Source organism: Pseudomonas sp. 01L34 (genome assembly GCF_056400265.1).
The window spans coordinates 788,060-811,154 of the sequence record NZ_JBFTSX010000002.1; the positions used below are offsets into that span (position 1 = coordinate 788,060).

At 58.2% G+C, this 23,095-nt stretch carries 25 protein-coding genes; 16 read left to right on the forward strand and 9 right to left on the reverse strand.

Translation table 11 applies throughout. The features are described 5' to 3' along the window. Positions 1 to 86: 86 nt before the first annotated feature. Complete coding sequence (locus AC1DQM_RS08225) at positions 87 to 1,412, reverse strand: UDP-glucose dehydrogenase family protein (protein WP_086945314.1); 1,326 nt, start codon at positions 1,410 to 1,412, stop codon at positions 87 to 89. Here AC1DQM_RS08225 and AC1DQM_RS08230 point away from each other — a divergent pair. Continuing rightward, positions 1,411 to 1,692, forward strand: a complete 282-nt coding sequence (locus tag AC1DQM_RS08230) for a hypothetical protein (protein WP_140393619.1) — start codon at positions 1,411 to 1,413, stop codon at positions 1,690 to 1,692. The two genes, AC1DQM_RS08225 and AC1DQM_RS08230, sit on opposite strands and share 2 nt — an antisense overlap. Positions 1,693 to 1,720: 28 nt before the next feature. On the opposite strand, the gene AC1DQM_RS08235 is transcribed toward AC1DQM_RS08230, so the two are convergent. Beyond that, positions 1,721 to 3,946, reverse strand: a complete 2,226-nt coding sequence (locus AC1DQM_RS08235; RefSeq protein ID WP_477745999.1) for a polysaccharide biosynthesis tyrosine autokinase — start codon at positions 3,944 to 3,946, stop codon at positions 1,721 to 1,723. 46 nt (positions 3,947 to 3,992) lie between these two features. After that, positions 3,993 to 4,433 (reverse strand): low molecular weight protein-tyrosine-phosphatase, encoded by a 441-nt coding sequence (locus AC1DQM_RS08240; RefSeq protein WP_172901207.1) that lies wholly within the window; start codon positions 4,431 to 4,433, stop codon positions 3,993 to 3,995. Between AC1DQM_RS08240 and AC1DQM_RS08245 the strand changes: the two genes are divergently transcribed. The 4 genes from AC1DQM_RS08245 (at position 4,347) to rfaH (ending at position 6,910) form a co-directional block, all read left to right on the forward strand. Beyond that, positions 4,347 to 4,622, forward strand: coding sequence for a hypothetical protein (locus AC1DQM_RS08245; protein ID WP_064621216.1), 276 nt, complete (start codon positions 4,347 to 4,349; stop codon positions 4,620 to 4,622). The genes AC1DQM_RS08240 and AC1DQM_RS08245 overlap by 87 nt on opposite strands. A 470-nt stretch (positions 4,623 to 5,092) precedes the next feature. Then, positions 5,093 to 5,926, forward strand: coding sequence for a UTP--glucose-1-phosphate uridylyltransferase GalU (galU, locus tag AC1DQM_RS08250; RefSeq protein WP_018928284.1), 834 nt, complete (start codon positions 5,093 to 5,095; stop codon positions 5,924 to 5,926). A 49-nt stretch (positions 5,927 to 5,975) separates the two neighbouring features. Beyond that, positions 5,976 to 6,407, forward strand: coding sequence for a hypothetical protein (locus AC1DQM_RS08255; protein ID WP_018928285.1), 432 nt, complete (start codon positions 5,976 to 5,978; stop codon positions 6,405 to 6,407). Continuing rightward, a complete protein-coding gene (gene rfaH / locus AC1DQM_RS08260) occupies positions 6,404 to 6,910 on the forward strand; it encodes a transcription/translation regulatory transformer protein RfaH (protein WP_019581966.1) in 507 nt (168 codons plus the stop codon). Before AC1DQM_RS08255 ends, rfaH begins: the two co-directional genes overlap by 4 nt. A gap of 69 nt (positions 6,911 to 6,979) precedes the next feature. On the opposite strand, the gene AC1DQM_RS08265 is transcribed toward rfaH, so the two are convergent. Further along, complete coding sequence (locus AC1DQM_RS08265) at positions 6,980 to 7,816, reverse strand: undecaprenyl-diphosphate phosphatase (RefSeq protein WP_019581965.1); 837 nt, start codon at positions 7,814 to 7,816, stop codon at positions 6,980 to 6,982. A gap of 380 nt (positions 7,817 to 8,196) precedes the next feature. On the opposite strand from AC1DQM_RS08265, the gene AC1DQM_RS08270 reads away from it, so the two are divergent. After that, entirely contained in the window at positions 8,197 to 8,613 is a 417-nt protein-coding gene (locus tag AC1DQM_RS08270) for a hypothetical protein (RefSeq protein WP_018928288.1), read from the forward strand. On the opposite strand, the gene AC1DQM_RS08275 is transcribed toward AC1DQM_RS08270, so the two are convergent. The 5 genes from AC1DQM_RS08275 to AC1DQM_RS08295 form a co-directional block, all read right to left on the reverse strand. After that, positions 8,607 to 9,509 (reverse strand): universal stress protein, encoded by a 903-nt coding sequence (locus tag AC1DQM_RS08275; protein WP_477746000.1) that lies wholly within the window; start codon positions 9,507 to 9,509, stop codon positions 8,607 to 8,609. The two genes, AC1DQM_RS08270 and AC1DQM_RS08275, sit on opposite strands and share 7 nt — an antisense overlap. Before the next feature lie 189 nt (positions 9,510 to 9,698). Continuing rightward, a complete protein-coding gene (locus AC1DQM_RS08280) occupies positions 9,699 to 10,298 on the reverse strand; it encodes a trypsin-like peptidase domain-containing protein (RefSeq protein WP_018928290.1) in 600 nt (199 codons plus the stop codon). A 337-nt stretch (positions 10,299 to 10,635) separates the two neighbouring features. Beyond that, positions 10,636 to 11,856, reverse strand: a complete 1,221-nt coding sequence (gene arsJ / locus AC1DQM_RS08285; RefSeq protein WP_477746001.1) for an organoarsenical effux MFS transporter ArsJ — start codon at positions 11,854 to 11,856, stop codon at positions 10,636 to 10,638. 9 nt (positions 11,857 to 11,865) lie between these two features. Next, positions 11,866 to 12,870, reverse strand: coding sequence for an ArsJ-associated glyceraldehyde-3-phosphate dehydrogenase (locus AC1DQM_RS08290; RefSeq protein ID WP_018928292.1), 1,005 nt, complete (start codon positions 12,868 to 12,870; stop codon positions 11,866 to 11,868). 43 nt (positions 12,871 to 12,913) lie between these two features. Continuing rightward, positions 12,914 to 13,279 (reverse strand): metalloregulator ArsR/SmtB family transcription factor, encoded by a 366-nt coding sequence (locus tag AC1DQM_RS08295; protein ID WP_086945530.1) that lies wholly within the window; start codon positions 13,277 to 13,279, stop codon positions 12,914 to 12,916. Between the two features lie 222 nt (positions 13,280 to 13,501). On the opposite strand from AC1DQM_RS08295, the gene AC1DQM_RS08300 reads away from it, so the two are divergent. The 10 genes from AC1DQM_RS08300 (at position 13,502) to AC1DQM_RS08345 (ending at position 23,093) form a co-directional block, all read left to right on the forward strand. Continuing rightward, the gene (locus tag AC1DQM_RS08300) at positions 13,502 to 14,173 is read left to right on the forward strand and encodes a GntR family transcriptional regulator (RefSeq protein ID WP_007935506.1); all 672 of its coding nucleotides are present in this window, start codon (positions 13,502 to 13,504) and stop codon (positions 14,171 to 14,173) included. Between the two features lie 114 nt (positions 14,174 to 14,287). Continuing rightward, entirely contained in the window at positions 14,288 to 15,220 is a 933-nt protein-coding gene (locus AC1DQM_RS08305; RefSeq protein WP_477746002.1) for a 4-hydroxyproline epimerase, read from the forward strand. Next, positions 15,217 to 16,332 (forward strand): NAD(P)/FAD-dependent oxidoreductase, encoded by a 1,116-nt coding sequence (locus tag AC1DQM_RS08310; RefSeq protein WP_477746003.1) that lies wholly within the window; start codon positions 15,217 to 15,219, stop codon positions 16,330 to 16,332. Before AC1DQM_RS08305 ends, AC1DQM_RS08310 begins: the two co-directional genes overlap by 4 nt. After that, on the forward strand, positions 16,325 to 16,561 hold the full coding sequence (locus AC1DQM_RS08315; protein WP_008074690.1) for a (2Fe-2S)-binding protein: 237 nt from the start codon (positions 16,325 to 16,327) through the stop codon (positions 16,559 to 16,561). The genes AC1DQM_RS08310 and AC1DQM_RS08315 overlap by 8 nt, the downstream gene beginning before the upstream one ends. Further along, positions 16,558 to 17,811 carry an FAD-dependent oxidoreductase gene (locus tag AC1DQM_RS08320; RefSeq protein WP_477746019.1) on the forward strand — a complete coding sequence of 418 codons (1,254 nt, stop codon included), beginning with the start codon at positions 16,558 to 16,560 and terminating at the stop codon, positions 17,809 to 17,811. The genes AC1DQM_RS08315 and AC1DQM_RS08320 overlap by 4 nt, the downstream gene beginning before the upstream one ends. A 71-nt stretch (positions 17,812 to 17,882) precedes the next feature. Beyond that, a complete protein-coding gene (locus AC1DQM_RS08325; protein WP_477746004.1) occupies positions 17,883 to 18,632 on the forward strand; it encodes an AraC family transcriptional regulator in 750 nt (249 codons plus the stop codon). 408 nt (positions 18,633 to 19,040) lie between these two features. Further along, on the forward strand, positions 19,041 to 19,400 hold the full coding sequence (locus tag AC1DQM_RS08330) for a DUF6124 family protein (protein WP_477746005.1): 360 nt from the start codon (positions 19,041 to 19,043) through the stop codon (positions 19,398 to 19,400). Between the two features lie 427 nt (positions 19,401 to 19,827). Further along, positions 19,828 to 20,646, forward strand: a complete 819-nt coding sequence (locus AC1DQM_RS08335; RefSeq protein ID WP_018928300.1) for an ABC transporter substrate-binding protein — start codon at positions 19,828 to 19,830, stop codon at positions 20,644 to 20,646. Between the two features lie 10 nt (positions 20,647 to 20,656). Further along, on the forward strand, positions 20,657 to 22,435 hold the full coding sequence (gene lhpI / locus AC1DQM_RS08340; protein WP_477746006.1) for a cis-3-hydroxy-L-proline dehydratase: 1,779 nt from the start codon (positions 20,657 to 20,659) through the stop codon (positions 22,433 to 22,435). Then, positions 22,428 to 23,093, forward strand: coding sequence for an amino acid ABC transporter permease (locus AC1DQM_RS08345; RefSeq protein ID WP_018928302.1), 666 nt, complete (start codon positions 22,428 to 22,430; stop codon positions 23,091 to 23,093). The genes lhpI and AC1DQM_RS08345 overlap by 8 nt, the downstream gene beginning before the upstream one ends. Positions 23,094 to 23,095 lie beyond the last annotated feature (2 nt).

Genomic DNA, 23,095 nt, shown 5'->3' on the forward strand with positions numbered 1-23,095 from the left:
GGTCCGGGTAGATGCTGGAACAGGGACATTATTGCGATGGGATTTGTTTGAAGCGGAGGCCAAAGCCCCCACTTCAACTTGTAATATTACTGGCGGCCTATGGAGTAATATTTAATACCTTTATCTTTAAGCTTTTGAGGGTCGAAAAGGTTTCTTCCATCAAATATTATAGGCTCGCTAAGTTGGCTTGCAATTTGATCCAGATCGGGTGCCTTGAAGGCTTGCCATTCAGTTATTATGATTAAGGCATCGCTTTCTTTTAAAGTTTCTTCTTTGGTTCCGCACAAACTCAAGTCATCACGATTGTTGTAAATTCGCTGAGTTTCTTCCATCGCCTCCGGATCATACGCTCTCACCTTGGCGCCGTTTTTCCACAGTGCCTCCATCAGTACTCGACTGGGTGCTTCACGCATATCATCAGTATTGGGTTTAAAGCTCAAACCCCAAAGAGCGAATGTTTTTCCTGCGATATCCCCATTGTAGTGATTAATTATTTTCTTGAAAATTACACTCTTTTGCTCATTATTTCTTGCCTCTACGGACTTCAGAATTACTGCATCAAAGTCCAGTTGCTCGGATGTCTTAATGAGGGCTTGTACATCTTTAGGAAAACAAGAGCCACCATACCCGGATCCTGCATAGATGAAGTGGTAACCAATCCTGGGATCTGAACCTATGCCCTTTCGCACCATTTCGATATCAGCACCGAGCATTTCTGACAAGTTAGAAATCTCATTCATGAAGCTGATTTTTGTTGCAAGCATGCAGTTGGCTGCATATTTCGTCAGCTCAGCGCTGCGAACGTCCATGACAATTATTTTTTCGTGATTACGGTTGAAAGGAGCATAGAGGTCACGAATGACTTCTTCTGTACTCGCCTGTTCCGTACCAATAACTATCCGATCCGGACGCATGCAGTCCGATACTGCAGAACCTTCCTTTAAAAATTCTGGATTCGATGCAACGTCAAATGAGAGATCAGTACGGCCGCGTTGAGCCAGTACGCTCGCAACTCGATCCCTCACTTTATCGGCTGTTCCAACAGGAACGGTAGACTTGTTAATGATAATGCAATTGCTTTCAATATTATTTGCTATCGTTTCGGCAACAGCCAGCACATATTTTAGATCCGCGGATCCGTCCTCATCAGGCGGTGTGCCTACCGCAATGAATTGAACCTTCCCATGCTTCACTGCTGATGCCGCGTCCGTCGTGAACTTCAACCTTCCGGCGGTGTAGTTCTCTTTGACTAAAACTTCCAGTCCAGGCTCATAGATTGGAATAATCCCCTGCTCCAGATTTCTTACTTTTTGCTCATCTACGTCCACACAAATTACATCGTGGCCAATCTCGGCTAGCACCGCCCCTTGAACAAGGCCTACGTAGCCAATTCCGAATACAGTGACTTTCATGATGATTACCTTGGTACAAATGTTGGTTTTTGGCTCACGCCACCCACTTGGAAACCCAAGGAATCCTGGATTCCTTGCTAGCCTTCAAGTCCGGCGGCAAGAATGGCCGGTGAGGAAGGACGTGGCATTAAGCACGCTACCGCCCCAGGATTTTTCGTCATCTTCCTCAGGACGTGGTGCTTTCATGAACTATCGGTTTGATCATGCCTATTGGCTAGTGATCCAGCGCAGCAATAAACGACAAAAACTCAAGAACAACAGCAATACCGTAAAAATCTGAACGGATGACGCGACCTGTTCAATACCCTTTAGTTTTTGTCGGAGGCGTAGGCATAGTGGTAATAACCATAATCACTGTAGCCATACTTGTTGGAAGCCTTTCTCTCTACGCCATTAAAAATCGCACCTTTAATGGCAACTCCGTTCTGGGTGAACCGGCGCACTGTCAACTCGATTTCTTTCGCCGGGTTCAGGCCATAGCGCGTCACGATCAGATTGGTCCCGGACAGACGCCCGACGATCGCCGCATCTGTCACTGCCAATAGTGGCGGTGTATCGAGAATCACCAGATCGTAAAGCTCACTCACCTGCTCCAATAGCGCACTGAAATTGGCATGCATCAGTAACTCGGAAGGATTGGGAGGAATCTGGCCTCGACTGACAAAATCGAAATTGTCGATTGCGGTCTTGTGGATGGCGGTGGCCACATCACAGCGTCGGGCCAGAACATCGGAGAGCCCATTGTCTGAAGAAACACCTAACACTTTGTGCAAATAGCCTTTACGCATGTCGACATCGATCAATAATACCCGCAGCCCGGTCTGTGCTATCACCACCGCGAGGTTGACCGAGACAAACGTTTTACCCACCTGAGGGCTGGGCCCGGAAATCATCAGGCGGTTGTTGTCGGCCTCATGCATGGCGAAGTGCAGACTGGTACGCAAACTGCGCAATGCCTCGATTGCCAGATCGGTAGGATGAGTGACGGCCAGCAATGAAGCCCCATTGGAACGCCCTCGTCCTCGGGAGATTTTATCTTCTTCGGCTTTTTGCAGAATGCTGTAGGGAATCGACGCATAGACCGGCAACCCAAGTTGCTCGATGGCTTCCGGACTCTCCAGCCCCCGGTTCAGTGCCTTGCGTACCAGCACCAGGGCCACCGCCAGGAAGCCGCCAAGAAGAGTGGCGATCAATACAATCAGGATTTTTTTCGGCTTGACCGGTTTGAGGAAGTTGACGTCCGCGGTGTCGATCAGGCGTACGTTACCGACAGTGCCCGCGCGCATCACATCCAGTTCCTGAGACTTATTCAGCAGCTGGGTGTAAATGGCCGTACCGACCTCTACATCCCGGGTAAGGCTCAGCAATTCTTGTTGGGTAGAGGGAAGGCTCTCTACTTTGGACGCCAAATTTTTCTGCTTGCTGGTCAACTCACCGATCTGGGTCAACAATGCGCGATAGGCAGGATGTTGACGGGTGAACTTGCGGTCCATCTCGGCTTGCTGCAACTTCAACTCGGAAATATTGGTATCGAGCCCGACTATCTGATCAAGAATGGCTTTGGTTTCGAGCGTGATATCCACGGACTTGCTGCGCGTCTGGTATTCATTCAACGCATTTCCGGCTTTTTCCAGATCCTTCTTGACCTCAGGAAGTTGCTCTTTGAGAAACGCCAGGCTCTGCGCAGCCTCTGCTGAAGTGCGCTCTACGTTTTGCCGTACATATATAGCGGCGATTTCATTGAGTATTTTAATCGCCTGGTCCGGATCTGTGCTTTCCAGCGCCAGACCGATCATGCCCGACTCTTTTCCGCGCTCAACTACATCCAGGGCCTCTTGATAGTCGAGGATACTGGTCAGGCGGGAGTTACGGATAATGCGGAAGCGGGTACCAGGATTGGCGTGCAGTTCCTCTATTTGAAACGTTACGCCATTTTTTTCGAAAAGCTCTCCGGCCCGGCTGGCCGCCAATAGGTTGTCATCTTCATCCACCAACGTGAAATGACCATTTTCACCCGCAGTCAGGGTCAATTTCTTGCCCAGTTGCGAATCGGGGAGATCCAGTTTGAAGATCTTCAGCGACTCCCCTCCCCAGGCGAAACTGTTCAACCCCAACAAGGGTTCGGCTATTTCACCGGGATTATTATTCTGGAATCGACGCGCCAGGAACTCACCGAAAACCGGGAAATACTTCGGCTGTATGACAATATCAAGTTTCAAGTTATCGACAGTTTTACCAATCACGGAGCGGGACTGGATCAACTCGATTTCGGTGGCCGAAGGAGACTCCTTGCCCAGCATGCTGCCGATATCCGAGAAGCCCAATAAGTCGTTCTTCTTCGCTTCGACCTGCAACAGCGCATTCGCCTGAAATACCGGTGTCGCCAGCACTGCGTACGCGGCCCCTGCGACCATGAAGGCGCCGGTAACCGCGGCAATCAGCCATTTATGGTCGATGAGTGTTCCAAACAGGCCGAGAAGATCAATCTCGTCATTGTCGTCGTCCCGCACGTTGACTACCGGTGCTTGCTGCATAAGTCGGATTCTTTGCCTTGATTACGATTCAAAAAGGAAGTGGCCATCAGCGTGCCAGACGCTGTGCCCATGCGTGTACGGCTTCTTCGATCAACGCATAAGCGTGCACAAAAGCAGGTTTGCCTTGACGGTAGGGGTCGCTGATCTCTCGATCGTCCTGCCATTTGCCCAACAGCAACACTTTGCCCCGCGCTTCAGGGGCAATGTTGAGCACGCCACTGACATGTCGCCGCTCCATCACCAGAATCAAGTCCGCCTCACTGACGGCTTGAGAAGTGAGCTGAACGGCCTGGTGCTCATGGGGCAGATGACCATGCTCTGTGAGCACGGCGTGTGCTGTCGGCTCGATGGGCTTGCCCGTCAGGGCGGCAAGGCCGGCTGAACTGACCTGAATATCGGAATGGACGAGTGCCCCACGCAGCAAATGCTCCGCGGTGGGACTGCGGCATATATTGCCAACACAGACAATCAAAACCCTTTTAAGCAAGATGACCTTCCCCGTCTTGTCAACATTGGCGGTGACCTAGCACTTGCCGAACATAAGAGCTTTAAATTACGAATGAGCCCGGGCATTTATAACGACCAGGAACTGCGACTGAAACTTTCAAACAATCAATGCGTATTTATTACCATGACGCTTGAACAGCCCTCAACTTTTTATCCGGACAAAAAATAACATCGCACTCTGCAGAGTACGAAAATAACAGTTAGTGAATTTATTCAGACAATTTCTAACGGTTGTCGTTTTCTGGCGACTGTTCAATCTAAATTATACTGAAATAGCGAATGACTAATGTATAGCCGTTCCGCTACTGCATTGCCAGGGTGTCGAACATTTGGTTAGTAGTTGGGTAAGGGACGCCTTGGGCAATAACTCTATTTACAGCGGGTTACGTCACGAGCATGCCGTGAAACAACCGGGCATGCTCGCCGGCCAATCGGCTGCTCGATGTCTCCCCTGCCCGCGCCTGGCGAGAAGCATGGCGTGCAGACCATTCGCAGCCCCTGGCGCGTTGCGAACATTGTTCTTGAGTGACCGGGCCGCTTCGAGCCCGCACTCCCCAGCGTGACCGGTTCGGCCAGCCTGGATCGAATCTTTCCTACTGCCATCAGCTATTCCATCAGTCTACTTTCAAGGACGCTTCCATGATTCGTAAATGCCTGTTCCCCGCCGCCGGTTATGGGACCCGCTTTTTACCCGCCACCAAGGCCATGCCGAAGGAGATGCTGCCGATCGTCAGTAAGCCGCTGATCCAGTATGCCGTCGAGGAAGCGCGTGACGCCGGCCTGCAACACATGGCCATCGTGACCGGTCGCGGCAAGCGCGCGCTGGAGGATCATTTCGATACCAGCTACGAGCTGGAGCACCAGATTCGTGGCACCGATAAGGAAAAGTTCCTGCACGGCACTCGCGAGCTGATCGATACCTGCAGCTTTTCCTACACCCGTCAGGTGGAAATGAAAGGCCTGGGGCACGCCATTCTCAGCGGCCGCTCGTTGATCGGTGATGAGCCATTCGCCGTGGTGCTGGCCGACGACCTGTGCCTGAACCTGGAGGGGGATGGAGTTCTGGCGCAAATGCTCAAACTTTATGAGCAGTTCCGCTGTTCGATCGTGGCGATCCAGGAAGTACCCCGCGAGCAGACTCAGAAGTACGGCGTGATTGCCGGCGAGTTGATTCGCGAGGGGATTTACCGGGTCAACAGCATGGTCGAAAAACCCCGTCCGGAAGACGCTCCGTCCAACCTGGCGATCATCGGTCGATACATTCTGACCCCCGACATCTTCGACCTGATCGCTGACACCGAACCTGGCAAGGGCGGTGAAATCCAGATCACCGATGCGCTGATGAAGCAGGCCCAGAACGGTTGCGTACTGGCTTACAAGTTCGAGGGTCGACGCTTCGACTGTGGCGGTGCCGAAGGTTATATCGAAGCCACCAACTTCTGCTTCGAGCATCTGCATCAAAACGCCCTGTGATGTTGCTGTCCCCCGATATGGTCTTTATCACCTTATGGACGAAGCCTCTATGAATACGTTGAGCGGTTTCAAGGCAGATGACAGTCGCCACCCGTATAGCGCTGACCTTAAGCACAACCTCGCGTACCGCATCGTGCGCGCCTATGCGTCGGAACTGATTTTCCCCCGCGTGCGAAAACCACCGGTACTGCTGGTGGAACGCATCGGCGCGTTCCCCTCCTCCGGGGAGATCCGCCGCCAAGTCAAGGATGGTCCGGCGCTGCTGGCGAGCATCAAGCAGCGTTATGCCCGCGACGCCCTTGACCTCAACGAAAGCAGCGGGCTGAACCTGGTCTTTGCCGACTGGCGCTTCAGCTTGCGCCTCTCGGGCGAGGGTTGCGTAGCTTGCCTGACCGTGGAAAGTCGGGGCGACAGCTCGCTCCTGCAGCGCAAAACCGCCGAGCTGCTGGGGCAGATCGATGCAGGGAGGGCATTTGAATGAACGCGATTGCCGAACACGCCACCAAAGCCTGGTACCTGGTCCAGTGCAAGCCCAAACAAGATGAGCGCGCCGAAGAACATTTGCAGCGCCAAGGCTATGCATGCTTTCGCAAGACCTACAGACGTGAGCGCATGTTGCGCGGGCAACGTCGAGTGATCAGCGAGTCGCTGTTTCCGGGCTACCTGTTTATTCAACTGAGCCTTCAGGACAGCTGGGGTCCACTGCGCTCGACCCGCGGCGTTTCGCGGGTCGTCGGGTTTGGCGGTCAGCCATTGCCGATCCGCGATGCGCTGATCGACGAACTCCAGGAACCAGACAGCCAGGCGATCGTGACCACGCTGTTGAAACACGGAGATGCGGTGCGCATCACTGAAGGTCCGTTCTGCGATCTCGAAGCGGTGTTCCTGGCCATGGACGGTGAAGAACGGGTACTGCTGATGATGAATTTGCTGCAGCGTGAACAGCAAATCAGCCTGCCACTGGCGCGGGTCAACAAGCTTTAGACGCTTTTAGCTGCTTACACAAAAACGCCGCTCAACAACAAGCGGCGTTTTTTATCAACACAGGAAAACCTACGCCCCTTCCGAGAGGTGATTCCAGTCCACCCAACCCAAAAACCACGTCGCCAGAATCAGTAAACCGAAGGCGATCCGGTACCAGGCAAACACCGCATAACTATGGTTGGCGATGAACTTGAGCAACCCGCGCACGGCAATCATCGCAAAGACGAAAGCGGCGACAAATCCCAGGGCAAACACCGGCAAATCTGCGGCCTGGAACAGGTCGCGATATTTATAGCCCGAGTACACCGCGGCCCCCACCATTGTCGGCATCGCCAGGAAGAACGAAAACTCGGTGGCCGTCTTGCGTGACAGGCCAAACAGCAACCCGCCGATAATCGTCGATCCCGAACGCGAAGTGCCGGGAATCATCGCCAGGCATTGTGCACATCCGACTTTCAAGGCATCGGTCCAGCGCATCTCGTCAACGTGATCGACCACTACCACGTGCTCACGCTGTTCAGCCCACAACATGATGATCCCGCCGATCACCAGCGCCACGGCCACGGTGATCGGGTTGAACAGATATTGATGGATTTTGTCGGCAAACATCACCCCCAGCACCACCGCCGGCAAGAAACCGATCAGCAAATTCAGAGTAAAACGTTGCGCATTACGCTGGGTCGGCAAACCCGTGGTGATGTCCAGAATCTTGCGACGGAACTCCCAGACGACCGCCAGAATAGCGCCCAACTGAATAATGATATTGAACGCCATGGCTCGCTCACCGCCAAAGTCGAGCAAGTCCGCGGCAATAATCTGGTGGCCTGTACTGGAGATCGGCAAAAACTCTGTGAGTCCTTCAACCAGCCCTAGAATCGATACTTGCGTGGTGGTCCAGAAGTCCATTAATCCCCCGTTAACCCCTTTCGGCTGAAAGGTCTGTTGTTGGTTCCGAGCAGCTGTCGGGTCAACGGAGAATTAAAACGCATTACCCGCCGGCTTGAAGCAAACGTTATAAAACGTCCATGACCAGGGCTATGACCACCTCGACGGCCCTACCCGCCTGCTACGCTTTGCGTTCATGACTGGAGGAATAACCATGCCGGACGATCCTCCCCCCGCCCTGCTCGACGCCGGATGGGCGCCTGAAGATGAAATTGACCTGGAAGACTGACACTTGTGTATCGCAAATCCATGGCTGCCACTCATCGTCAGCTCGTTGACGTTTTGAGTTTGGGCGCGCGCAATGTCTACCCCCAAAATGATCGCCCAAGAGAACATTCCACATGGCAAAGATCATAGTGCTCGCTGGTGACTTCCCGCAGTGCGACGGGGAATATCACTCGGGTACCATCACGCTCAAAACGGCCCTTAAGCCACGACTGGGGAAAAGCTTCCCGGTCTCGGAATTTAAAGATCTAACGATCCAGAACACGGACTCCAACAAGAATATAAAGAGCGCCATCGGCCTGGGCATTGCGGGCGCGATGTTGTTGGGGCCGGTCGGTGCCATCGCTGGCTATCTGCTCGCGGGCAACAACACGGAAGTGACCTTCATGGCCACCCTGAAGGACGGTGGCAAGCTCCTGGCGGCAACCGATAGCGATACCTTCGAGGACATCTCGGCACGTGCCCACAAAAAAAACCGCCCCGGTCGCCGAGGCGTCCCTCGCGAATCATTTAACAACGACTCCATTCACTGATCCGCTGCCCCCGTGACCGCGAAGATGTTGCAGGGCACTCGATACAGAACATGCTCCGTCGTACCGCCCACCCACTTGCCCAACCCCTTGCGATGCGCATTGCCCATGACGATCACATCGGCCCGGTGATGCGCTGCAAAGTCAGCCAGCGCTTTGCCGGGCGGGCCCGCAACGAAGTGTTGTCGCTCGGTGGGCACGCCAAAGTGGTCGGCCAATGCGATGAATGACTGATGCAGAGACTTGCGCACGTCACTGTTGAAGCCTGGCATCGTCACTGCACCCGCGCCTGCGTCGGCTATATGCGTCAGCGACAGATCATAGGCATGCAGCAAATGCAGTTCTGCGTTGCATTGCATGGCCAGTCCGTTCGCTGCCTGGATGATGCGGTCGTTGATGCCGGTGATCTGCGTCTCGGGGTGCGACGGATCGACCGCCGCCACGATCACCCGCGGCAGCGGACACCTGACTTCGCTGACCAGATGCACAGGCACCGGACATTCGCGCAACAGGTGCCAATCCAGAGGCGTAACGAAAACACGCTTGAGTGCAGACTCGTGCTGCACGTCCTTGATCACCAGATCCGGCTGCATTTCTGCCACGTGCCGAAGGATTTCTTGCAACGCGCTGCGGGTTATAAGCACTTCGGTGCTCACCGTGACCCCGCGCCCGCGTATCAGATCTGCTTCATCCTTCAGCCACTTTTCGTTCTCTTGCTGACAGGCCTCACGAAACCGCGCACCGGCGCTCATCAACCCCAAAAGGTGAGAGTCTTCGATAAACACCGTGATGTGCAGCGCTGCGCCAGTGGCTTCGGCGATGGCGACAGCTCGTTCCAACGCCGGGGTGTGACGCATGGCTGGGCCGGCTATCAGAAAGAGTCGTTGATATTGGCTCATGTAACACCTCCAAACGTTCCGGGATATCTAACTCCCCCCAACGCTCTCGCCTGTCAAACCACCGACGATTGGCTATCGCCTCAACTAACGGGATCGACACTATCAATATACGCCTTGATTGAATAAGCGAGTGATAGACGCGCCACGTCACACCGAATCCGATGTTCCGGATTCGGTGATGACCCAACACTACTTCTGCGCGTATTTCGTGCCGTGCGAATCGTTAAGCTGTGCCTGCATCAGCCCCCACTCACGTTGAATGATCGAGTAAGGAATAAAGATACTGATCCGCTCAGCGCCCTTTACCCCAGGGTGAAAACTCACATCGTGAAGTGTGGTGGAGAAGAATCCGACATTAATACCGACAATGCTGCCGTCATTGGCGATAACCGGCCCACCCGACATCCCCTTGATCATCGGGGCATCATGGATGGCATAGCGTTCGCCGCTGCCTTCATCACTGTTGATGAAAGGCGCCGGATACACCTTGCCTTGCCCGCTGACCGTTGTCATATACGGGCTCGTTCCCACGGCAGTGATGTGCTCACCCACGCGCGGTGCGCGCCATGACGGATAATGGCCGTCAGCCTTGTGCTTGATGAAGACCAGGTCGCAACCGGTGCTGCAGCTGTATATCACGTTGCGAATGAGTGGGGTGTGGCGGGTGGTGACGGCGTAATCCTCGTTCCATTGCACGGCCGAGGCGGTGTACAGATAGGGCAAGGGAAAGCCTGAGAAGACTGAGAAATATGAATCGTTGGCAGGTCCCGACAAGTCGGGTTTTACCATACCGTTGCATCCTGCAATACCAGCTCCTATTAAAAAGTAGGCCATGATTTTAATCATGATGTTCACCGACTTATAAGGAGATTTTAGTTTTTGTTGTGTCAGGTTTTAGTGATCGGGTTGTTGTAGTTGTTCCTCGCTGCCTGTTCTGGTGGGTAATGTATGGCTTAGGTTGTAAGCGTGTGTATGAATTTATTGCGCTAAGAACAATCGCTTTTCGTTACATATAAAAAACTTCAAATATTTGGCGCCTGAAAAATGTCACATGCACCAAAATAAATATAAATGGAAGTTGCACTTAATAAGTGTAAAACGCGTGAAACAGTACTTTTAGAGCGATTTAGAGCACGTTGGAATGCCGCGGCAACCTAACAGAAATCAGTGCCGCGAAAATAACAAATGCGCTGGATATCCATAAACACGCTTCCAGCCCGAAGACCTGAAAAACCCAACCGGAGAGCACGGTGCCGATCAGCCGTCCCATGGCGTTGGACATGTAGTAGAAGCCCACATCCAGCGATACGCCGTCTTCCTTGGCGTAGGACACGATCAGGTAGCTGTGCAGCGAGGAATTCACCGCGAACAACGCACCAAAGATCATCAAACCGCCCAACAGCACCCACTGCGGCGACAACCCGGAGTTCAGTCCCAGCGCGATTGCCGCCGGCAGGCCTGCCAAGGCAACCGCCCAAAGAAACGCGGCGCGGCCATCCGGGACATGCCCTCGTTGCTTGCCGGTGATCCGCGGCGCGAGCGATTGCACGATGCCGTAGCCAATCACCCAGGCCGCCAGGAATCCACCGACCTTCCAGAAGTCCCAGCCAAAAACGCTGCTCAAGTACACCGGTAAAGCCACCACGAACCAGACATCGCGGGCACCGAACAGGAACATCCGTGCCGCCGACAAGATGTTGATGGCCCGGCTCTTGGAGAGGATGTCACGGAACCTGGGCTTGGCTTTCGCCTTGCCCAGGTCCTTTTTCAACAGGATCAGGCTGCTGAGCCAGATCAGCGAAAGAACGCCTGCCATGGCCAGCAGCGCCCCTCTGAAACCGATCAGGGCGAGCAATGCCCCGCCGAGAAAGAAACCGACGCCCTTGAGGGCATTCTTCGAGCCGGTGAGGATGGCTATCCATTGATAAAGCGTGCCCTGTTGCCCGTCGGGCACCAGAAGCTTGATCGAGCTTTTGGCGCTCATCTTGTTCAGGTCTTTGGCGATCCCCGACAGTGCCTGCGCCCCCATCACCCAAGGAATCGTCAGCCAGGCCACCGGCACCGTCAGCATCAACAGCGCCACCACCTGCATCCCCAGCCCGATGTTCATGGTCCGGTTCAGCCCCAGTCGCGCGCCGAGATAACCGCCCAGCAGGTTGGTGATCACGCCAAAGAGTTCGTAGAACAGAAACAACGCCGCGATTTGCAACGGGCTGTAGCCCAACCCGTGAAAGTGCAGCACCACCAACATGCGCAAGGCACCGTCGGTGAGGGTAAAAGCCCAGTAATTGCCCGTAACAAGCAGGTATTGCCGCACTGACGGCGCGAGGGCTGACAAGGCTTTCATCAACGCTCCTTAAACGGCCAGACCGACCATCCTGGCCAATTCGACGGTGCGGTTCGCGTACCCCCATTCGTTGTCGTACCAGGCATAGATTTTGACCTGGGTGCCGTTGATGACCATGGTCGACAGCGCATCGATGATCGATGAGCGCGGATCGGTGCGGTAGTCGATGGACACCAGCGGACGCTCCTCGAAACCGAGAATACCTTTGAGTTCGTTCTCGGACGCGTCCTTGAGAAACCGATTCACTTCGTCAACCGTGGTGACGCGATCGACCTCGAACACACAATCAGTCAGCGAAGCATTGGCCAACGGTACGCGCACTGCGTGACCATTCAGACGCCCGCGCAGCTCCGGGAAAATTTCCGCGATGGCGGTGGCCGAACCGGTGCTGGTCGGGATCAGGCTCATGCCCGAAGCCCGCGCACGGCGCAGATCCTTGTGGGGTTGGTCGAGAATGCTTTGGGTGTTGGTCAAGTCGTGAATGGTGGTGATCGAGCCGTGGCGAATGCCTAGCGCTTCATGGATCACCTTGACCACTGGCGCGAGGCAATTGGTGGTGCACGACGCCGCGGTAACGATGCGATGTTCCGCCGGATTGAACAGTTGATGGTTGACGCCCATGACGATGTTCAGCGCGCCCTCTTCTTTCACCGGAGCACTGACCACCACGCGCTTGACGCCCTGGTCGAGGTACGCCTGAAGCACCGCGACAGTCTTCATCTTGCCGCTGGCTTCAATCACCAGGTCGCAGCCCGACCAATCGGTATCGGCAATCGCCTTGTTGGCGGAAACCTTGATGCGCTTGCCGTCGATGACAATGCAGTTGCCCTCGGCGCTGGCTTGATCATTCCAGCGACCATGCACCGAATCGAAGTTCAGCAGGTGCGCATGCGTCGCCGCGTCGCCTGCGGGGTCGTTGATCTGCACGAACTCAAACTCCGGCCAGTGCCAGGCGGCGCGCATGGCGAGACGACCGATGCGGCCAAAACCATTGATGCCCACTTTGATAGTCATGTTGGTGTGCTCTGTATCTGTTGTCAGGGATAGGCTTTTGAAATTATCGAACCGGACAGCAGGCGGCTGCCCGTTCAGGGCGCTCACCCATGTCTTCAAGACGTTTGGCATCCGCGCTCAGCCAATGCTGGTTGGTTTCAAGCACGACAGTCAGCATTTGAAGCACCCAGTCAGGAAGGCTCGGGTGCAACCGGTAGTAAACCCATTGGCCTTGTCGACGGTCCGACAGCAATCCGCTGGTGCGCAACTGCGCCAGGTGCCTGGAGACTTTCGGCTGGCTCTCATCCAACGCACAGGTCAGCTCGCAGACACACAACTCTCCCTCGCGGGCGATGAGCAGCATCATGCGGACCCGGTTGTCGTCAGCCAGGCATTTGAAAACAGTGGTCGGCGTCAGAGAGTCAGCCATTTCGGGTCTCGGCGTTTGGGTTTCATACAGCAACACGGGCTTCGCGACACAGGCAAGCCTCATTAATATGCGTTTTGCCGAATATATGTTTTTCCGTATATGCGGTAAAGCAGCAAATCTTCGACCAACACAACCAGCGTCCTGACGTTCGTGCGGTCCCGGGAAGATCAGCGAAAGGATTTCGTATACCCTATCGCTATCTCACTCCAAACGATCGCCGCCGTGAACCTACCCAAACTCAACGCTCCCGACCTTGGCAATACGCCTTCGACCTCGGAAATCATCACCCGTCATCTGCGCGACGCGATCGTCGCCGGGCATTTCGCCGAAGATGAGCCGATTCGCCAGGACGACATTGCCCGCCAGTTCAACGTCAGCAAGATTCCGGTGCGCGAGGCCCTCAAGCGGCTGGAAGCCGAAGGGTTGGTGATGTTCCAGCGCAATCGTGGGGCGATGGTCACGCGGGTTTCCGATGCCGAGCTGGCGCAGATGTTCGAAGTGCGCATGTTGCTGGAAGACAAAATACTGCGCCTGGCCATCCCCAACATGACCGAAGAAACCTTCGCCCGTGCCGAGCGTATCTGTCAGGAATTCATCGGCGAGGACGACGTGGGCCGCTGGGCCGAGCTCAATTGGGAGCTGCACGCCTGCCTTTACGAACCAGCACAACGGCCGTTTCTGGTCAGCCTGATTCGTTCGGTCAACGACAAGCTGGAGCGCTACCTGCGCATGCAAATGAGCCTGTCGGCCGGCAAGGAACGGGCCGATCACGAACACCGTGAAATCCTCGCGGCTTGCCGTGCCGGCGATGTGGAGCTGGCGGTGAAGCTGCTGGACGAACACATTGCCGGGGTCTGCAAGACCCTGTTCGAACACCTGCCCCACGCCCACTGACGGCTCAGGATGCTGTGCCGATTTCGTCATCGGCACAGGATAAATCCATCAAGCCGGCACCTCGCCGCACAGGCCACTCTTGCGTTCACTCATCTGAACGGACGTGGCCCTTCCATGAAACGCATCACCGTGATCGACTCCCACACCGGCGGCGAACCGACCCGTCTGGTGACCGCCGGTTTTCCTGACCTGGGCACCGGCAGCATGGCTGAACGGCGTAAGTTGCTGGCCGACCATCACGATCAATGGCGCGCCGCCTGCGTGCTGGAACCACGAGGCAGCGACGTGCTGGTGGGTGCCCTGCTCTGCACACCGGTAGACCCGAGCGCCTGTGCCGGGGTGATTTTCTTCAACAACACCGGTTACCTGGGCATGTGCGGCCACGGCACCATCGGCCTGGTGGCGTCGTTGGCGCACCTGGGCAAGATCGGCCCCGGTGTGCACCGCATCGAGACGCCGGTGGGGACGGTGCAGGCGACCCTGCACGAAGACCATTCGGTGAGCGTGCGCAATGTGCCGGCCTACCGTTACCGCAAGGCGTTGGTGTTGCAGGTGCCGGGCATCGGCCAGGTGGTCGGCGATATTGCCTGGGGCGGCAACTGGTTTTTCCTGATCGCCGAGCATGGCCTGCGGGTGGCCGGCGACAACCTTGACGCGCTGACTGCTTATACCTACGCCGTGCAACAAGCGCTGGAAGCCCAGGGCATTCGTGGCGAAGACGGCGGGTTGATCGACCATATCGAACTGTTCGCCGATGACGATCACGCCGACAGCCGCAACTTCGTACTCTGCCCCGGCAAGGCCTATGACCGCTCACCGTGTGGCACCGGCACCAGTGCCAAACTGGCCTGCCTGGCGGCCGACGACAAGTTGCAACCGGGGCAGATCTGGCGTCAGGCCAGTGTCATCGGCAGCGAGTTCGAAGGCTCTTACGAATGGCAAGGCGAGCGCATCGTGCCGACCATTCGTGGCCGTGCCTTTATCAGCGCCGAGGCCAGTTTGATCATCGAACAGGATGACCCGTTCGCCTGGGGCATTCGCCCATGAGCGAGGGCCTGGTGGCCGATGTGATCGTGATCGGCGCCGGCATCATCGGCGCCGCCTGCGCCCAGGCGCTGGCCCGTCGTGGCTTGCAGGTGCTGGTGCTGGACGCCGGCCTGCACGGTGCGACAGCGGCGGGCATGGGCCACCTGCTGGTGCTCGATGACAACCCGGCCGAATTGGCCCTGAGCCAATATTCCCTGCAACGCTGGCGTGAACTGGCGCCGGACCTGCCCGACGGCTGCGCCTACCGCAACAACGGCACACTGTGGCTGGCGGCCAACGCCGAGGAAATGGCGGTCGCCCACAGCAAATACCTGAACCTGAAAGCCCAGGGCGTGGCGTGCGAACTGGTCAGTGCCAGCGCCTTGCGTCAGCGTGAACCGGAACTGCGCGAGGATCTGGAAGGCGGCTTGCTGATCAATGGCGACGGCATTCTGTATGCGCCGGCGACGGCCCGCTGGATGCTCGACACACCGAACATCCGTCAGCACCGGGCGCGGGTCAGCGCGGTCGATGGCAATCGCGTCTGCCTTGACGACGGTCAGTGGTTGCGGGCCGAAGCGGTGGTGTTGGCCAACGGCATTCAGGCCAGCGACCTGTGCCCGGAGTTGCCCATCGAGCCGAAAAAGGGCCACCTGCTGATTACCGACCGCTACCCCGGCACCGTCACCCACACCCTGGTGGAACTGGGTTACGTCACCAGCGCGCACAACGCCACCGGGCCATCCACCGCCTGCAATATTCAGCCGCGCCCGACCGGGCAATTGTTCATCGGAGCCTCACGGCAATTCGGCACCACCGACCCGCAGGTCGAAGGCTGGATGCTGGCGAAAATGCTCAAGCGTGCCGCCGAGTACATGCCAGGCCTGGCCCGGCTCAACGGCATCCGCGCCTGGACCGGTTTTCGCGCCGCCAGCCCCGACGGCCTGCCGCTGGTGGGCCAGCACCCACAGCAGCAGGGCTTGTGGCTGGCGGTCGGGCACGAAGGGTTGGGCGTCACCACGGCCCCCGGCACGGCCGACTTGCTGGTGGCGCAGCTGTTCAACGAAACCCCGCCACTGGCCGCGCAACCCTACCTGCCCCAGCGTTTCCTCGGAGAACCTGTCTATGCCTGAATTATTGCTGGACGGCCGCGCCTTGAAGGTGGCCGAGGGCACCAGCGTCGCCGCAGCCTTGGCGCTGGGCAGCGACGGATGCACACGCACTTCGGTCAGTGGCCAACGCCGCGCACCGCTGTGCGGCATGGGCATTTGCCAGGAATGCCGGGTGACCATCGACGGCCGGCGACGCCTGGCCTGCCAGACTCTGTGCCGCGACGGCATGCAGGTGCAGACATGCCCATGAACGAATACGCCGATCTGCTGATCATCGGAGCCGGCCCCGCTGGCATGGCCGCTGCTCTTGCCGCTGCCCCCAGTGGCGCACGCATCGTCATGCTCGACGACAATCCGCTGCCGGGCGGGCAAATCTGGCGTGACGGCCCTCAAGCCAACGTACCCGATCAGGCCCGTCGCCTGCGTGAGCGATTGCAGGCGTGCAGCAACATTCGCCGTCACGCCGCCACCCGGGTGATCGCCAGTCCCGGTCCGAAACAGCTGCTGGTCGAAAATGACGATGACGGCTGGCTGATCAGTTATCACCGATTGATTCTGTGCACCGGCGCCCGCGAGTTGCTGCTGCCCTTCCCCGGCTGGACGTTGCCCGGCGTGACCGGGGCCGGTGGCTTGCAGGCGCTGATCAAGGCGGGCCTGCCGGTGCAGGGTGAGCGCGTGGTGATCGCCGGCAGCGGCCCGTTGTTACTGGCGACTGCCGCCACCGCGAAAAAACACGGCGCGCAGATCCAGCGCATCGCCGAGCAAGCCTCGCGCACCGCCGTCGCCGGTTTCGCCGCACAACTGCCCCGCTGGCCTGGCAAATGGCTGCAATCGTTCAGCCTGTTCGACCGCCATTACCGCACCGCGACGCATGTGCTGGCCGCCCTTGGCACTGACCGACTGGAAGGTGTGCGCCTGCAACAGCAGGGCAAAATCATCGAACTGGAATGTGATCGGCTGGCCTGTGGTTTCGGCTTGATCCCGAACATTCAATTGGGCCAGGCACTGGGTTACGCCATCGAGGGTCAGGCGTTGGCCGTGGATGCCTGGCAGGCCAGTCGCGTCGATCATTATGCGGCGGGAGAATGCACCGGGTTTGGTGGCAGTGAACTGGCGTTGGTCGAAGGTGCCATTGCTGGGCACGCGGCGGTCGGTGACCTTGAAGCGGCACGCCAGTTGTGGCCACGTCGGGCACGCTGGCAGGGTTTCGCCAAGGCACTGAATCAGGCCTTCGCCCTCGACCCACAACTCAAATCCCTGGCCCGCCCCGACACCCTGGTCTGCCGCTGCGAAGACGTGCCCTACGGCGCATTGACCGGGCACACCGACTGGCGCGAAGCCAAGCTGGCCAGTCGCTGTGGTATGGGCGCCTGTCAGGGCCGGGTGTGTGGCGGCGCGGTGCAGCACCTGTTTGGCTGGCAACCCTCGGCGCCCCGTCCGCCCTTCAGCCCGGCCCGAATCGAGACCTTGATGTGCCTGGACGACACCCCGCCAGCCTGAAACCCCCTCGGGGGTTTCAGCCGCGCTGTCGAGCCTCTATGATCCCGGGGTCGCCCTCAGACCCCAGCGCCATGTACCCCTCGCTCAGCACCTTCAAACCCTCCGACCTGCCCACGCTGTTGAACAGCCTGCAGCCGATTGCGCCGCTGCTCGACACCCTGGCGGACGTGGTGTTTTTCATCAAGGACCGCGAAGCCCGCTATGCCTTCGTCAACCAGACCCTGGCCCGGCGTTGCGGTTTCAAACATCGCGAGGATCTGCTGGGGCTCACCGCCGAGATGGTCTTCCCGGAACGCTTCGGCCCGCTGTACACCGAACAGGATCGGCGGGTGCTGTCCAGCGGTCGCGAGATGGCCGACCAACTGGAACTGCACCTGTATTACGGCAACCAGCCGATCTGGTGCCTGACCCACAAACTCGCCTTGAAGGATGAACAGGGTCACATCGTGGGCCTGGCCGGGATCTCCCGCGACCTGCAATCGCCGCAGTCCAATCACCCCGCGTTCCAGAAACTCGCCGCCGTGGACGCGCACATCCGCAGCCACTTCGCCCGCCCCATCAGCCTCGCCGAACTGACCGCCATCGCCGGTTACTCCGTGGCGCAACTGGAGCGTCACTGCAAGCGGGTGTTCCAGCTCACGCCACGGCAGATGATCAACAAGGCGCGCCTGGAAGAAGGTTCTCGGCTGTTGCTGCACACCGAGTTGCCGATCACCGAGATCGCCTTGCGCTGCGGTTACACCGACCACAGTGCGTTCAGCCGGCAGTTTCGTGCGTTGACCGGTCTGTCACCGAGCCAGTATCGCGATACTCAGCGCTAAGGATCGTTCCCACGCGGAGCATGGGAATGATCAACCCACAGTAAGACCAATAAACAGGCGATGTTTAATAGACATCTCCAGACACTCACCCAGGCTACACATCCTTGCGCCTCTGCCTACGACTACGCCAGAATCCGCCGGCTAGTGCGCCTGTGGCCCGGGCTATATCGTTTCCCTGTCGCTGAAAAAAACAGCGATCGGGTTTGGTAGCCCGCCGTTCACATGTCGCATAGCTTCACCTTATGCAGGTGCTTCTTCAGCATTTGTATTTATGGTGGCCATGCGTAGGGTGCCCTCGGGCACGCCGGTTTTGCCATGTGGGCCGGTCTACCAACCTTCGTATGGCCACCACCTCTTCGTTTGGTAGCGAGAGTGATGGCTCCTCTAATCACATATGGAGTTCCATCTATGTTCAAACCAACGCCAAATCCACCGGAAACCGACGACGTTTCCCCCTACGAATCCCTCGATTCGAAAAAGCTCCACGCAGCCGCCGACCGCGCCCTCGATCACTACCTCAAACCACCCACCCCCAAAGACACCCAGCGCAAACCCAGCACCATTTACCACGTCGGCCCCAAGGTCGATAACGAAACCCTGCTGGTCAACGCCTGCGAATCCCTGGCGTCAGCGAGCATGATGCTCAGTGAGTTCGCCGGGTTGATGGACATGCCCCATCGCAACATCATGTTGGGGATTCAATCGGTGGTCATGCTCGGGGAGCTGGCGGTGAACCGCGTACTGGATAACCTTGATCCGCAGGTCTAGCCAGAATCTGTGGCAAAGGGGCTTGTTGTGGCGAGGGGGCTTGCCCCCGTTCGGCTGCGAAGCAGTCGTAAAACCGGTGTATGCGATGCACCTGAAAACCTGCGGTTGCAGATTTTGGGGTCGCTGCGCAACCCAACGGGGGCAAGCCCCCTCGCCACATGGGTGTGTCAGAGCACGGGGTGATCGCAGGGCGCCGATGTTCCTTAAAGGGGCGCCCCGCACAACCATTGCTCCCATCTGTAACACCCACCATCGCGGCCCCCGCCCCTCACGGCGTCACTCTGACGCACCGCAACACCTCTACTCCAAGGTCTGCCAACAAATTCACGCCTCGGCCTGGAAACGGGCACGTTGATTGCTATATTTAATATCGTATACGAAATCCCCAATACGATATCCAACAGCACATCACATCAACGAGGCCTCTATGAAAAACCCCGCATTTGCCGTAGCCCTCAGCGCTGTTCTCAGTACCTCCTTCATTGCCACCGCCCAGGCCGACAAGCTCGACGACATCATCGGTTCAGGCAAGCTGCGCTGCGCCGTGACCCTGGACTTCCCGCCCATGGGTTTCCGCGATGCTGGTAACAACCCGGCCGGTTTCGACGTGGACTATTGCCATGACCTGGCGAAAATCCTCGGGGTCGAGGCCGAAGTGGTCGAGACGCCGTTCCCGGACCGTATTCCGGCGCTGGTCTCCGGGCGGGCCGATGTGATCGTCGCCTCCACTTCCGACACCCTCGAACGGGCCAAGACCGTCGGCCTCACCGTGCCCTACTTCGCCTTCCAGATGGTGGTGCTGACCCGCGACGACACCGGCATCAACAGCTTCGATGACCTCAAGGGCAAACCCGTGGGTAACACCAGCGGCACCTATGAGGCCATCGCGCTAGAGAAAGACGTGAAGAACTGGGGCACCGGCACCTTCCGCGCCTATCAGTCGCAGAACGACACCCTGCTGGCGGTTGCCCAAGGCCATATCGACGCCACCGTGGTCACCAACACCGTGGCCGCCGCCACCCTCAAATCGGGCAAATACAAAAACCTGAAAGTCGCCGGTAACGCGCCGTACGTGATCGACTACGTCTCCCTCGGCGCCAAGCGTAACGAGTATGGCCTGCTCAACTACCTCAACCTGTTCGTCAACCAACAGGTGCGCACCGGTCGTTACAAAGAGTTGTTCGTCAAATGGGTCGGCACTGAAATCCCGCCGACCAACCTGACCGTGCCACAGGTCTACTACTGAGGTGTCCGGCATGCCTAGGCCCACTTCTCTGACCGGTCGCAGCCTGGTCGCGGGCGCCGCCGAGGGCGCCCTGCTGTTCGCCGATATCGGCTTGAGTTTCTGGGGCGGGGTCGATCCGTTTAGCGGCGAGATCATTGACCGTCACCATCCGCTCAGCGGCGAATACCTGGCCGGCCGCGTGCTGGCCATTCCCAGCGGTCGCGGCTCGTGCACCGGCAGTAGCGTGTTGATGGAACTGATCAGCAACGGTCACGCACCGGCTGCATTGGTGCTGGCCGAACCCGATGAGATCCTGACCTTGGGCGTGCTCGTGGCGCAGACGATTTTCGAGCGTTCCCTGCCGGTGCTGTGCATCGGCCGGGAGGCCTTCGCCGCGTTGCGCGGCAAGACCTTCGTTCGGGTCGACGGCGCCTCGGTAACCGTGTTCGAACACCTGCCGGGCGATGCCTGGCAGGCACTCGACAGCCCATTGCAAACGCAAGACCCAAGCGCCCCGCTCGAACTCACCGAACACGACCGGGCGCTGCTCGACGGCCAACATGGCAAGGCTGCACAAGTGGCCATGCAGATTGTTCTGCGCATGGCCGAACTGCAAGGTGCCCGCCGCCTGGTGGATGTCACCCAGGCGCACATCGACGGCTGCATCTACACCGGACCTGCGAGCCTGCGCTTTGCCGAACAACTGGTGCAATGGGGCGCCAACGTGCGGGTGCCCACCACCCTCAATTCAATTTCCGTGGACCAGCGCCGCTGGCGCGAATTGGGCATCGACCCGGCGCTCGGCGAACCGGCCAGCGCCTTGGGCGATGCCTATATGGCGATGGGTGCGCAACTCAGTTTCACCTGTGCGCCCTACCTGCTCGACAGCGCGCCGAAGGCGGGCGAGCAGATCGTCTGGGCCGAATCCAACGCGGTGGTCTACGCCAACAGCGTGCTGGGGGCACGCACCCTGAAGTACCCGGACTACCTGGATATCTGCATCGCCCTGACCGGCCGCGCCCCGTTGATCGGCTGCCACCTGGACGCACAACGCAAGGCCCGATTGCAGGTCGAAGTGCCCGCCCTGGGTGAACTGGACGATGCCTTCTACCCGCTGCTCGGTTACCACATCGGCGCGTTGGCGGGCAGCCGGATTCCTCTGGTGCGCGGGTTGGAAAACCGCAAGCCGAGCCTGGACGACCTCAAGGCGTTCGGCGCGGCGTTTGCCACCACCTCCGCCGCCCCGTTATTCCATATCGCCGGGATCACCCCGGAAGCTATCGACCCGGCGCAGGTGCTGGAGGGAGATGTAGCCCTGCCCGTGGAAACAATCCGCCTGAAGGATCTATTGGTCAGTTGGCGCGAACTCAACAGTGCCCGCGACAGCCGGGTAGATGTGGTCTCGTTGGGCAACCCGCATTTCTCCCTCAGCGAGTTCGCTCACCTGGCGCGACTGTGCCTGGGTCGGCACAAACACCCCGACGTGGTCCTCGCCATTACTTGCGGCCGCGCCGTGCTGGAGCAGGCTTGCGAAGCCGGGCATATCGCCGTGATCGAAGCCTTCGGCGCCACCCTGGTGACCGATACCTGCTGGTGCATGCTCGGCGAACCGGTGATCCCGCCGGGCGCAACAACCTTGATGACCAACTCCGGCAAATACGCCCATTACGCACCCGGCCTGGTGGGTCGCAAGGTGCATTTCGCCAGCCTGGCTGAATGTGTCGATACCGCTTGCAGTGCCACGGCCAGCGGTCGTCTGCCGGCCTGGCTGCAAACCGCCGCCCCTCTGGAGACTCTCGCGCATGTTTGATTACACCTTCCAATGGCGCGCCACCCTGCGCGCCCTGCCGGACATGCTCGCTGGCGCCTGGGTCACCTTCGAGACCGCCGCGCTGTCGATGATCTTCGGCGTGCTGATCGCCCTGGCCCTGACGGTGATGCGCGAAAGCAAAACCCCGCTGCTGCGCGGTATCGGCAACGGCTGGGTATCGATCGCGCGCAACACCCCATCGCTGTTCCAGATCTATGTCCTCTACTTCGGCCTCGGCTCGCTGGGCTTGCACGTCAGCTCATGGTTCGCCCTGCTCGCCGGGATCACCTTCAACAATGCCGGGTATCTGGCGGAGAACTTTCGCGGCGGCCTCAAGGCCGTACCCGACACGCAAGTGCGCGCCGCGCGTTCGCTGGGCATGAGTGCCTTCCAGGCCTACCGCATGATCATCGTCCCGCAGCTGTTGCGGATCGTCTTCTACCCGCTGACCAATCAGATGGTCTGGGCGGTGCTGATGACGTCGCTGGGGGTGATCGTCGGGCTGAACAATGACCTGACCGGGGTGACCCAGGACTACAACGTCAAAACGTTCCGCACCTTCGAATACTTCGCTATCGCCGCCGCGCTGTATTACCTGATTGCCAAGGCGATCGTCGCGTCAGCCCGGCTGATGGCCTGGCGGTTGTTCCGTTACTGAGG